The organism is Frankia umida (assembly GCF_023242945.1).
In the GTDB taxonomy this organism is placed as follows: Bacteria; Actinomycetota; Actinomycetes; order Frankiales; family Frankiaceae; genus Frankia; species Frankia umida.
Genome location: NZ_JALKFT010000014.1, coordinates 132,424 through 144,779 on the forward strand (window position 1 = coordinate 132,424; position 12,356 = coordinate 144,779).

The window sequence follows — 12,356 nt, forward strand, 5'->3', positions numbered from 1 at the left end:
ATAATAACGTTGGCCAATTACCATGGCTTATGTCGGTATTTAAGCCCCCGGGGGCCGCGCTATCACGTCATGTGACCGCGCGGCCCCCGGAATCGTGTGCCGCGTGCGCTGGCACATCCGACCAAGCCGGCAGCCGCGTTCAGGTAGGGCGACGGTTCCGGCCCGGACTCAGCTCAGCGCCCAGGGCCGGCCGTCGCCGCAGCGCCACTCGCGGGCCATCACACACAGGATGCCGCCCGGCAGGTACCCGCTCAGGAGGGGATCGGGGTGTAGCCGACGACCCGGTAGGAGGCCGGGTTGCCCTTGCCGTCGAGCTGGGCGGTCAGACTGCCACGGACGCAGAGCGCGGGCGTGGCCGGGTATGCCTTGCCGTTGCAGCGCAGTTTCAGACCACCGGCACCGGGAATCTCCTTCTCCGGCATCGACTTGAACGTCGAGATCACGGTGGCCGGTGTGATGTCACCCTTGATGTCGGCCAGCGCGACCTGGAAGGCGCTCAGTTCCGAGAACATGTTCAGTCCGGATGAATCGTCGGCCTTGATGTTCTTGCCGTAGGCATCCACGACGGCCTGGTAAAGCCGCGTCGACGGGTTGTCGTTGTTCACCGGTGCGGCCGCCCCGACGGTGATCCGCTCCAGCACATCGGAGGGAACCGCCTTGCGGGTCGCGTCCGAGATGCACTGCGGGATCGCGAAGAACGGGCCCGTGAAACCGGCCGTGCGCAGCGCGTTGAACGCACTGATGCAGAACGAGTCGTTTCCGACGACCTCCACCACACCCGGCGCGGAACCCGACAGACTCTGCAGCTGCGGGGTCATGTCCGCGGTGCCCAGCGGAATCGGAATGAGCTTGAGCTTGATGCCGGCCTTCTTCAACGCCTCGGCGTTCGCGCCCTCGAACTGGGCCAGCGCCGGCGGAACGTCGATGACGACAGCGGTCAGGTTCCTGGTGTTCGCCTTCGCGGCCAAGGGCAGGATGGCGTCCGCGACCAGGGTGTTCGGGTCACCCAGAGTGAAGGTCGACTGGGCGTCCTTCAGCTGCTCCGGGTCGTTCGTCGAGTAGAACAGCACCGGGATCTTCGCCGCGTGCAGCGGCGTCCACACCGCCTGGGCCACCGCGGAGGCACCCACGACCACAGCCGCGACCTTCTGCTCGATCGCCTGGTTCGCGCAGTCGGTGCCCTTGCTGGCCTCGTTCGCGGTCGAGCACGTGACCAGCTCGATCGGCCGGCCACCAATGCCGGCCTTGTGCGCGTTGAAGTACTTGACCGTCGCTTCCGCGACCCGCAGTTCGACCGATGTGTCGCTGGACGCGGCCTTGCCGTCCGAGATCAGGCCGATCTTCACCGGCGCGCCCGAGGCCGGCGCCGCCGGACCGAGCAGGGCCGCACTGGACGAGGCGTCGGCCGTGCTCGCGCCGCCGCTCCCGCCGTCGCTACCACTGCTGCCGCAGCCGGCCGCGACGGCCAGCAGCACGCCCGCGGACACCGCCGCCACAGCCGCACCGGCGCGAGGACCCGACCGAGCGGGCCGAGCCTGCCCCGAAGCGCCGCGACGACCAAGCGTGCCCAACCGATTCCAAGCTGTCCGCATATGATTCCCAACCTCTGAGTCCGTCGCTCCGTGCCGTCGATAACGTGCTACGGGAGTCGAATCAAGCCCGCACGACCGCCCGCACATGACAGTCCGCACACGGAGCACCACACGCAGCACCGCGCACACCATCGGATCATGCGTGTCCCGGCCCACCCGGCTCCCACCTTGGTCAGGCAGTGGAATGCTGGCACGACACAAAGCGGCAAGCAACTTCTACCAACCTGATATAGCCCGTTTCCCAACTGCGATTAATCTGATCTACAGGATGGCTCGGGCAGCCGCGGCGGTGCCCGGTCGGGGCGACCAGGTCCGACCGCCACGCAAGGGCTGTGGCCGACTCGCTGCACCCGCCGGAACCGACCTTGGTCAGGGCTGACAGCCGCACGTCATCCGATCGCCGGTACTGTCGACGGATGTCCTGGGCAGAACGCGCTGCGGATCGGTCGCCGAGGGTGCAGCGGTCACGGTCACGGAGCTTGGAGCAGATCAAGGCGATCGTCGCCGCCGCGCGTACTCTGACCGAGCATGGCGATGGCTCCTTCACGATGCAGGAACTCGTGAAGGAGTCCGGCATCGGGATGCAGACCTTCTACCGCTACTTCGAGAGCAAGGACCATGTCCTGCTCGCCGTCTACGAGCAGCTGGTGGTCGAGCAGGCGACCTGGCACGAGCGTGCCACCGCCGAGATCAGCGACCCGGTCGACCGGCTGCACCATCACATCGTCGCCACGCTGGCCCTACTCGACTCACCCGGCGCGGCGACCGCCGGTGGGCGGTTCCTCAGCGGCGAACGCTGGCGGCTCCACCAGCACTATCCCACCGAGTCGGTGCAGGCCCGGTGGGCGTTCGCCGACCTGGTCTCCCGCGAGATCAAGGCCGCGGAGGCCACGGGCCAGCTCCCGGTCGGCAGCGCGCAGCGCAGCGCAGATCTCATCACCAGGCTGGTCGAATCGGTCTACCACCACTGCTCCTACGCCCCCCGGGCCGAATCCGGCCGGCAGATCGGTGAGCAGGTCTGGGCCTTCTGCCTGAGCGCCCTGCACGGCGCTGCCCCCGCGCGGCCCACCGACGCCCAGGGCGGCGAAACCCCCGCGGGTGACCCGCGTGGTGGCGAGTAGCCGGCTCCCTCGGCCGCCCGGCTGGTCGGCTGGCCGTGGCGCCGACAGCCGGCCGCTCACCTGCCTGGCGCACCACCGGGTTGGACGGCGCACGCGGCCGTCGCGCCGGGTAGACGATGGCGGTTGTCCGCCACCACCCGGTACACCCCGGCAGCCACCCAGGAGACCGGCGGGACCGCGAGAGCACGTCCGGCGATCCGCCACGCCGCTCCCCGTGCCCCCACCCGGCCGGACCGACCGAGCACGAGGGCGATGGCCGCCGCACCGGATGCTCGCTGCCCGTGTGCTCCTATCCACCAGACGGCGCGGCCGGCCTGCCCGGCGCTGACACCCAACGTCGCCAGTGGCATGCGCTGCCAGGGCTCGATGTCGACGGTGGGTCGCACCGCCGACCGGATGAACTGGGCCGAGCGGGTGCAGAACCCACAGTCCCCGTCGTAGAGGAACAGTGGCCGTTGCCGGCCAGCCGGCCAGCCCTCGCCGTCCGATCGAGTCGTCATCGCCACGCTCCCCTGGCCACCACCTCATCACCGTAGCTTCGGCCAGGACCACTTTCGAGCAAAATCGCACGCTGGAGAGGAGCGCGGGTGCCCGGACAGTCTCTGGGACGGCGGTTTCGGTGGTTGTGGGCGTCCTACGCGGTCAGTGCCTACGGGACGGCCCTGGGTTTCGGTGCCTTCGCGCTGATCGCCGTGGTGGTGCTGCACGCGGGCGCGGCGCGGGTGTCGGCGTTGGCCGCGGTCGGGCCGGCGGTGGGAGCACTGCTCGCGGTGCCGCTCGGCCCGTGGGTGGAGGCCCGTCGCAGCGCGGCGGTGATGATCGGGATGGACCTGGTCCGGTTCGCGGCGATGATCTCGGTTCCGCTGGCCTACGCGCTCGGCTGGCTCGGCTTCGCGCACCTGCTGATCGTCTCGATCGTGGCCGCCGCGGCGAAGATCGCGTTCAACGCGGCCAGCGGTGCCCGCCTCAAGGAGCTGGTTCGGTCCGCCGACCTGGTGGTGGCGAACGCGCGGTTCGAATCGACGAACTGGAGCTCGCTCGCGCTCGGGCCGCCGCTTGGCGGGGCGGCGATCGGCCTGTTCGGTCCGGTCACCACCGTGCTGGCCGACGCCGTCAGCTACCTGCTCTCCGCCGGCGGCGTCGCCGCGAGCCGCGACCGGGCGGCCGAACGCGACCCGTCCGCGGCCCGGGACCGCACCGACCACGTGACCGGGAACAGCCCGCGGGCCGGCGGCACTGCCGGCCCGGATCACCATGACATGCCCGCGACCGGCCGCCGCCCCCGGCGGGCGGACCAGCCGGGCGGGGTGTTCGAGGGCTGGCGGCACCTGTGGGCGCACCCCGAACTGCGGGCGCTGTTCGTCAACCAGATGCTGGTCAACGGGCTGATCATGGCGACCGAGCCGCTGCTGGCGGTGCTGCTGCTCGGTGAGTTCGGCATGCCGGCGTGGCAGTACGGGCTCGCGTTCGCCGCACCCTGCCTCGGCGGGCTGATCGGCTCGCGGCTGGCCCGGCGGGTCGTGGCCCGCCGCGGTCAGCGCTGGGTGTTCCGGGTCATCGGTACGACCCGCGCACTGTGGCTGGTCGGGCTGGCCTTCGTCCAACCCGGCATCGGCGGGCTGATCACCGTGATGGTCGTCGAACTCGCGATCATCATCAGCATGAGTCTGTACTCCCCGGTACTCGCCGCCTACCGGCTCGAGCGGACACCGCGCGACCGGGTCGCCCGCACACTGACCGCCTGGTCGATCAGCACCAGCGCCGCCATCGCCACACTCACCGCCCTGGGCGGGCTGCTCGCCGACGCGACCAGCCCGCGCACCGCGATTGCCGTGGCCGGACTGCTCATCCTCGCCACTCCCCTGCTGCTTGTCGGCGGGACATCGACCGCCTAGCATTTCGCGCCGTGGTAGATCCGGTATTTTCTTTCGCCGCCACCGACGGTTCGATGCCGCCCCGCGGCGCTTTTCTTCCCTCATCCCATGAGTGTGCGGGGAAAGAAGTGGAGCCGACGGCGCGCAGCACCGGGGACAGCCCGTCGGCGGCGACCCACGGCGGCGGACGGCCAGGGTGGCGCCAACTGGAACACTATCCGAACGCCCGGTATCGCCGTCGCTGCCTGACTATCGCGGTCATTAGTACCATCTATCTTTACTACGCGCTCTACACCCAGGGCACGGTCGCGACCCAGATCATCCGGAACTACGACTTCTCGTTCACGACCTTCGTGGTGATGGCCATCGTCGCGAATGTCGCCGGCGCGTTCGCAGCCCTGTTCGCCGGGCTCGTCGACCGGTTCGGCCGGGCGAACCTGGTCGTCGGTGGGCTGCTGACCGTCGCCCTGCTGGTGTTGTTCGGGCTGCCGAACGCCCCGAGCCGGCTCTGGTTCGCCGTGCTCGCGTCCGCGCTCGCCTTCGTCGAGGGCATGGCGCTGGTCGCCACTCCGGCCCTGGTCCGTGACTTCTCCCCGCAGCTCGGCCGGGGGCTCGCCATGGGCTTCTGGACGTTGGGGCCGGTGCTGGGCAGCCTGACCTGCACCGTGATCGCCAGTAACACCCTCGATCAGCACCCGAACTGGCGCTTCCAGTTCCACGTCTGCGGGGCTGTCGGGCTGGTCGTTCTCGGCGCCGCCGCGTGCGGTCTGCGCGAGCTCACGCCAGGCCTTCGCGATCAGCTGATGGTGAGCCCGCGGGACCAGAGCCTCGTCGAGGCCCGGGCGAGCGGGCTCGATCCGACCGTGGCCGCCCAGGGGTCGTGGCGGCGGGTGGCCCGTCCACACGTGTTCGCGGCGGCGCTCGCCATCGCGGTCTTCCTTCTGCTCTATTACACCCTGGTCGGCTTCGTCGTCGTGTACTTCACGACGACCTACGGCTATTCGGAATCGCGGTCCAACGCCCTGGCGAACTGGTTCTGGATCTCGAACGCGATCGCTCTGGTGGTCGGCGGTCTGCTGACCGACCGGCTACGGGTCCGCAAACCTTTCATGGTCGTCGGCACGGCGTTGAGCGTGGCGGGAAACATCCTGTTCGCACTTTCGGCGACACACGCCGACACCAGCTATTACACGATAGCTGGCTACTTCGTCGTCATGTCCGTCGGCGGCGGCCTGACCTATGTCGCCTGGATGGCGGCGTTCACCGAGACGGTCGAGAGAATCAGCCCGGCCGCCACCGCGCGGGGGCTCGCGCTCTGGGGATGGATACTGCGCCTGGTCGTGGCGCTGGGCCTGGTCGGCCTCCTCGCGACGCTGCCCTCGACGTCCACACTGGTCGACCATGGGCAGCGGGTGCGGACGATCGCCGCCGCCCATCCCCGCCAGGTCGCCGTTCTCTCGGCGCTCGACGCACGGACGTCCGCTGTCCTCGCCCGCGACCCGAACGACATCGGCGCGCTGGCGAACGCACTGCGCGAGGTGGCCACCCAGCAGGGGGCGAGCCCCGCGCGAGCCGCGGCCGCCGCCACGGCGGTCCGGACACGTGCTCGGCAGGTCACCGCGGCCCGGGCGATCAGGCCCGCCACCCTGCGCACACTCGAGGCCGACCCGGCCGATCTGGCCGCGGTGGGCGCCGCCCTCGGCGACCTCGTCCGGGTGCTCCACGTGGATCAGGCCGCCGCGATCAGCCTGCTCACCAGCCTGAACGACCCGGCGGTGCGCGCCGATCTGGTTCTCGTCCAGCGCTACGGGGACATCCTGGCCGCCGCGCGGGCCGCGATCGCCCCGGCGGACCTCGCCTACCTGAGCGCGCACGGCACCAGCGTCGCCAGGGCCCAGCGGGACGGCCCGCGCCAGTGGCAGCGCTGGTGGTGGATCTGCATCGGCGGCCAGCTGCTGTTCCTGCCGTCCGTCGCCCTGTTGAGTGGCCGGTGGAGCCCCCGCCGGGCTCGCGCGGACGAGCGTGCGCACGCCGAACGGGTCGCCCGGGAGCTCGCCGCCCTGCGCACCGCGAGCGATCCGACTCCCGTTCCAGCCCCGCTCCAGGGCTGACCCGCTCCAGGCCAGGTTCGGCTGGGCTCAGCCCGGGATCTCGAGGACGGCCTTACCGGCGACCCGGCGGGACAGCAACGCCTCGACGGCCTCCGGCGCCCGCTGCCAGGAACCGCGCCAGCCGATCTGCGGGTCCAGCTCACCACGTTCGAGCAGCCGGACGAGATAGGCGAGATCGTCGCCGACGCCACCCCCCATGATGAACGGTTCGATGCGCTTACCGGCGGAGCCGAGGCGTTCCTGCTCGAAGTCGATGGTGGTCGACTCCCCGGACGCCCTGCCGATGGCTATCGCTATCCCGGCCGGTTCGAGGCGGGCGAACGCGTCCGCGAGCTGCTGCCCGCCGACGTTGTCCAGCACGCCGTACACCGTGCCAGCCAGACTCGTCGGGCCCACGATGATCTCGGTGGCACCGAGATCCGTCAGGCCCTCGCCGCGGGCGGGGCTGCCGACCGAGGCGACGACGTCCGCGCCGGCCCGGGCGGCCAACTGCACGGCGAAACGCCCCACCCCACCGGAGGCACCGAGGATCAGCACCCGCCGGCCAAGCACCGCGCCGAGGCGACGGACCGCCCGCAGCGCGCTCACCCCGGCGACGGGAGTCGCGGCAGCCACCGCGAGGTCAAGCCCGGCCGGCAGCACGGCCAGTTCCGCGGTCGCCACGGCCCGCAGACTCGCCCAGGCCCCACGCCAGCCGAAGGTCGCCACCGGCGTGCCGACCGGCGGGCCGGAACCGTCCGCGGCCGCGGCGACGACGATCCCGGCCGCATCCCACCCGTGCACCTCGCCGGGCTTCGCGTGCAGCCCACGATAGGCCACCTCGCCGTAGTTCAACGAGGCCGCCCGCACCTCGACCAGCGCCTCGTCAGGGCTGGGGACGGGGTCCGCCGTCTCCGCCAGGCGCAGGCCAGCCGGCTGGTGCGGATCGTGGACAAGTGCCTGCACGGATTCTCCTCGGGTCGGAACGCCCCATCGGAACGACCAGGGCCGCGATCTCACCGTTACGCCAGGATGCTGCTAACGCGGTGCGGCGGCCGGTTCCTGGGCGAGGTGGAACACGGCGGCGTCGCGGATGGCATCCGGGGTCGGGGACGGGTGCCAGCCGAGCTCACGGGTCGCCTTCGCATGGTCCAACGGCGGCATGAAGTACATCAGACGGGTGGTGACGCTGTTCATCGGAAGATCCTTGCGCAGCACCCGGGCGGCGACGTCCGAGACACGGCCGATCACCTTGAGCATCGGGAGCGGCACGCCGAACCGCGGTGGTTTCGCGCCGCCCGCCGTGGCCGCGGTGACCAGCACGTCCCGCCAGGACATGTACCGCTCACTGATGATGTAGCGCTCGCCGACGCGACCCTTCTCCGCGGCGAGCAGAAAGGCCCGGGCCGCGTCTCGGATGTCGACGACCTCCATCGACGCGTCCCCGAAATGGATCGGCATGCGCCCGCGCGCCGCATCGGCCACCATCTGGCCGTGCGCAGTGCCGTAGTCCTGCGGTCCGTAGGTTGTCGACACACACATGACGAGGGCCGGCAGATCCCGCTCACGGCAGTAACGCAGGACGAGCTCCTCGGCGGCGATCCGGGACCGGATGTACGGGCCGCCCAGCTCCGCCCAGGTATGCGGATGATCCTCGTTGGCCGGACCACCCTGGGGGGCATGACCGATCGTGCCGACGGTGCTGCAGAAGACGAACCGCCGCACCTTCTCCTCGACGGCGGCGTCCAGGGCGTGTCGCAGGCCCTCGACGTTCGTGGCGAACAGCGGCGCCGGGTCCCGCAGCGACGCCCGGACGTCCACGATGCAGTAGTACACCGTGTCGACACCGCGCATCGCCTCGCGCAGCGCCGCGTCATCGGTGAGATCGCCGTGGTGACGCCGCACGGGCAGGTCGTCGAAGGCCTTCGACGAGCTGGACCGCCGGACCCACACCCGCACATCATCGCCACGCTCGGTTAACTGCCGGGTCACATGTGAACCGAGAAACCCGCTTGCGCCCATGACCAACTGAGCACCGCTCACGCGCCGACCACCCTTTTCGATCTTGGATCGATACCGAATATCCCCGACATCCAGATCGTGACACAGCTGTGATCCGATCCGCACTGACCGAGTATCCGCGACGCGGACCCGACGAACCAGCCACCCACCCGTACCGGACGCGGGGCCTCCGGCTGCGGTGGTGGTGGTGGTGACCGCATCGAACAGGTCAGCCAGTTGCAACCCTGTCGCATCTGCAGGATAGTCGCGAAGGCCGCATCAGCCGGACACGAGCGGCTTCGGCGATCACTCGACCCCGGCGAGCAAGGAGGCACCGCATGGCCCGCTCCGCGCCCGGCGCCGCCCGGCCGGCCTCGTTCCGACAAAGCCTCACCGCCGCCGACCGGCGTTCGCTGGCCGGCATGGGCACCTTTGTCGTCCTGCTGCACGCCGTGGGCTTTGTCGCCCTGTTCACCCTGGTCACCCCGCACAGCTACGCACTCGGCGGCGACCACCGGGTCTTCACCGCCGGCGTCGGCGTTCTCGCCTACACCTTCGGCCTGCGCCATGCCTTCGACGCCGACCACATCGCCGCCGTCGACAACACCACCCGCAAACTCCTCGCCGACAGCATCGCGAGTGAGGACGCCGGGCATCCCCGGGCCCGCCGTCCACTTTCGGTTGGTTTCTGGTTCTCCCTCGGGCATTCCAGTGTCGTCTTCGCGCTCACCTTCCTGCTCTCGGTCGGTGTCCGCTCCCTGCTCGGACCGGTGACGGACGACTCCTCCCGGCTGCACACCATCACCGGTGTCATCGGACCATCGGTGTCGGGCGTTTTCCTGTGGATTCTTGGCATCCTCAACCTGGCCGCGCTGCTCGGCATTCTGCGGGTGTTCCGCGACCTGCGCGCCGGGCACTACGACGAGGCGGAACTCGAACGGCAGCTGGACTCCCGCGGTCTGATGAACCGTTTCCTCGGCCGGCTGACCCGAACCGTCACCAGACCGTGGCACATCTACCCGATCGGTGTTCTGTTCGGTCTGGGTTTCGACACCGCCACCGAGGTCGGCCTGCTCGTCCTCGCCGGTGGCGCCGCCGCGTTCAGCCTGCCCTTCTACACGATCCTCGTGCTGCCGGTCCTGTTCGCCGCCGGCATGTGCCTGATGGACACCGTAGACGGCGTCCTCATGAACGCCGCCTACGGCTGGGCCTTCGCCCGCCCCGTCCGCAAGATCTTCTACAACCTGACGATCACCACGATCTCCGTCGTCGTCGCGCTCGTCATCGGCACCATCGAACTCGTCGGCGTTCTCGCGGACCGCCTCGACATCTCCACCGGCCCGCTGGCCTGGATCGCCGGTATCAACCTCGACTACGCCGGCTACACCATCGTCGGCGTCTTCTTCGTCAGCTGGGTTGTCGCACTCGCTGTCTGGCGCTTCGCACACATCGAGGACCGCTGGAGCCGCCACGCCCCATCGGGCTGCGCCACCCCCGGCACCGCCGCCCCGACATCGGCGTCCCCCTCCGCCTGACGACCGCCCACACCCGCTCGGACCCCACCCGCTCTTCTTGTCGTCCCTGTCATCACACTTACCCTTTTTTGCGATTTTCCGGCGACCGGGCAGAGCCGTCGATGGGCGGATCAGCGACTCCTGCCGAGGGCTGTTCAGTGCCATGCCGAGGGTTGTTCAAGGAACAGGGCACCCGCACTCCCAACAAGCCTCGGCATACGCGGGAGGCGGCTTTCTCGCGGCCACGCCCGTAGCCAGGTCGGGGACAGCCGCCCGGCCGAGAACGGACGTCCTGCGCCGGCGAGATCAGGATGTACCGGACGTTCGGATGCCACCCGAGGAGACGCGATCACCTCGTGGCGAGATTCGGTGCGGGCCAGCCAGAACGAGGGGCGTAGGGGGGCGGTGGGCCCGATGGGCCCCCGTACCTGGAACGAACGGGAGGCCCCACCCGACCGGCCGTGGCCGACCGGGAGAACGGAGCGGCGGAGCGGATCCCGCCTGGCGCGAGCGGGCCGGACCACTCCTGCCGGACGGTCTGGTGCCGGGGGTCGGTCCGGTTCCGGGGCCGATCCGGCGCCGGTAGACGGTCCGGTGCCAGGGGACCGCTTGGCGCCGGCGGACGGAGCTCGGTGGATGGCGGGCACGCTGTCGATCGCACCACCTCGCGCGTCCGCCCCCACCCCGCACGCCCGCCCCGCCCGCGACCCTCCTATCGCCCCATAACATGACAAACCATCCCCCGACGGTCGCCGGCGGGGCGTCCGCCGGCGGGACCGGACCTCCCCGTGGCCGGCACGAACCTGCCGTTACCACCGGGGTGTCCGCCCGGCCACGGACAACCTGGACCGCGTGCGCCGGGACATTCGGCACCCGGGGCGGGTAGGGTGGTGTCGTTGTCTGTTCTCCGCTGTATGAACGTCATGCATCGTCGAACGGAACGGCCGGATGAGGAATAAATCCGCAGCCGGTGCGAGACCGGGAGACGAGAGACGTCTACCGGGACAGCTGCAAGGAGATCGATCGTGGCGCAGGGTACCGTCAAGTGGTTCAACGCGGAGAAGGGCTTCGGGTTCATCTCTGTGGACGGCGGCGGTCCGGACGTGTTCGTCCACTTCTCCGCGATCATCGCGGATGGCTACAAGTCCCTTGACGAGGGCCAGAACGTGCAGTTCGAGATCGTGCAGGGCCAGAAGGGCCCGCAGGCCGACAACGTTCAGCTCGCCTGACGTCGCATCGGCTGCACAAACAGGGCAGCACGCGGTTCTGCCGCGTGCTGCCCTGTTTCATGTCCGGTCGGCCACGCCGGCGGACCGGTCCAATTCGGGGTGACGTCACGTGATGACTGATCCACACACCGCGAGCGGGCGACCGTCCAACCCGTTCGACGGCAGGCCGGCCGAGCGGGTGGTCAGCTGTGACCTCACATTCGAGGTCAGCGAGCCCGCGGAGATCGCCGTCCAGATCGCCGCCGCGGGCGGCCGAGTGATCCGGGCCGAACACCTGATGATCACCGCGGGCCGCGAGGTGCGTCCGGCTCCCACCGAGTGGGCCGCCCCGCACCACGGTCGCGTCCATGTCCTGCGGGCGGAGCCCGGCCTGGTGTCGGTCTCCTACCGGGCCGAACTCGGCGCGGTGCTCGTCCCACCGGCACCACCCGTCCCACCGGCACCACCCGTTCCACCGGTGCCGGCCGCGTTGCCGGGGCTGGAACAGCTGACCTACCTGCGGGCGAGCCGCTACTGCCCGTCAGACCAACTGGTCGGATTCGCGGTCGCCGAGTTCGGGGAACTGCCACCCGGACGCCCCCGGGTCGAAGCGATCACCGACTGGATTCACCGGCGGGTGGGGTATGTGCCGGGTGCCAGCAACGTGCACAGCGGCGCCACCGAGGCGCTGCTCACCGGGCAGGGTGTGTGCCGCGACTTCGCGCATCTGGGCGCGGCCCTGTGCCGGGCCCTTCAGATTCCGGCTCGCTTCGTCGCCGTGTACGCCCCTGGGCTGACCCCGATGGACTTCCACGCCGTCTTCGAGGCCTGGTTCGACGGCGCATGGTGGACGTACGACGCGACCCGCCACGCTCCCCGCCACAGTCTGGTCCGCGGGGCGGCCGGGGGCGCCGCCCCCCCCCCCCCCCGCCGGCCCCGCCAGCCGGGGCGTGTGG

At 70.3% G+C, this 12,356-nt stretch carries 10 protein-coding genes; 6 read left to right on the forward strand and 4 right to left on the reverse strand.

From position 1 onward, the window contains the following. Window positions 1–251 precede the first annotated feature (251 nt). On the reverse strand, window positions 252–1,496 hold the full coding sequence (locus MXD59_RS15435; protein ID WP_248825432.1) for an ABC transporter substrate-binding protein: 1,245 nt from the start codon (window positions 1,494–1,496) through the stop codon (window positions 252–254). A 575-nt stretch (window positions 1,497–2,071) separates the two neighbouring features. Between MXD59_RS15435 and MXD59_RS15440 the strand changes: the two genes are divergently transcribed. Beyond that, entirely contained in the window at window positions 2,072–2,713 is a 642-nt protein-coding gene (locus MXD59_RS15440) for a TetR/AcrR family transcriptional regulator (RefSeq protein ID WP_248825433.1), read from the forward strand. A 56-nt stretch (window positions 2,714–2,769) separates the two neighbouring features. On the opposite strand, the gene MXD59_RS15445 is transcribed toward MXD59_RS15440, so the two are convergent. Beyond that, a complete protein-coding gene (locus MXD59_RS15445; protein WP_248825434.1) occupies window positions 2,770–3,213 on the reverse strand; it encodes a thiol-disulfide oxidoreductase DCC family protein in 444 nt (147 codons plus the stop codon). An 87-nt stretch (window positions 3,214–3,300) separates the two neighbouring features. Here MXD59_RS15445 and MXD59_RS15450 point away from each other — a divergent pair, with 87 nt between their 5' ends. Further along, window positions 3,301–4,608, forward strand: a complete 1,308-nt coding sequence (locus tag MXD59_RS15450; RefSeq protein WP_248825435.1) for an MFS transporter — start codon at window positions 3,301–3,303, stop codon at window positions 4,606–4,608. Between the two features lie 107 nt (window positions 4,609–4,715). After that, window positions 4,716–6,698, forward strand: coding sequence for an MFS transporter (locus tag MXD59_RS15455; protein ID WP_248825436.1), 1,983 nt, complete (start codon window positions 4,716–4,718; stop codon window positions 6,696–6,698). Window positions 6,699–6,725: 27 nt separating this feature from the next. Here MXD59_RS15455 and MXD59_RS15460 read toward each other — a convergent pair whose 3' ends face one another. Then, a complete protein-coding gene (locus MXD59_RS15460) occupies window positions 6,726–7,643 on the reverse strand; it encodes a zinc-binding dehydrogenase (RefSeq protein ID WP_248825437.1) in 918 nt (305 codons plus the stop codon). Window positions 7,644–7,715: 72 nt separating this feature from the next. Further along, window positions 7,716–8,699: an NAD-dependent epimerase/dehydratase family protein gene (locus MXD59_RS15465; RefSeq protein WP_248825444.1), complete on the reverse strand. Its 984-nt coding sequence runs from the start codon at window positions 8,697–8,699 to the stop codon at window positions 7,716–7,718. A 317-nt stretch (window positions 8,700–9,016) separates the two neighbouring features. Here MXD59_RS15465 and nicT point away from each other — a divergent pair, with 317 nt between their 5' ends. The 3 genes from nicT to MXD59_RS15480 all read left to right on the forward strand — a co-directional run. Then, entirely contained in the window at window positions 9,017–10,213 is a 1,197-nt protein-coding gene (nicT, locus tag MXD59_RS15470) for a Nickel transporter NicT (protein ID WP_248825438.1), read from the forward strand. A gap of 1,004 nt (window positions 10,214–11,217) precedes the next feature. Then, window positions 11,218–11,421 (forward strand): cold-shock protein, encoded by a 204-nt coding sequence (locus tag MXD59_RS15475; RefSeq protein ID WP_175084660.1) that lies wholly within the window; start codon window positions 11,218–11,220, stop codon window positions 11,419–11,421. Between the two features lie 112 nt (window positions 11,422–11,533). After that, the coding region (locus MXD59_RS15480; protein WP_248825439.1) for a transglutaminase-like domain-containing protein at window positions 11,534–12,356 on the forward strand (823 nt) is incomplete at its 3' end.

Excerpts from the sequence above, each read along its gene's own strand:
- MXD59_RS15465 (WP_248825444.1), bottom strand. The coding sequence starts at position 8,699 with ATGGGCGCAAGCGGGTTTCTCGGTTCACATGTGACCCGGCAGTTAACC.
- nicT (WP_248825438.1), top strand. The coding sequence starts at position 9,017 with ATGGCCCGCTCCGCGCCCGGCGCCGCCCGGCCGGCCTCGTTCCGACAA.
- MXD59_RS15445 (WP_248825434.1), bottom strand. The coding sequence starts at position 3,213 with ATGACGACTCGATCGGACGGCGAGGGCTGGCCGGCTGGCCGGCAACGG.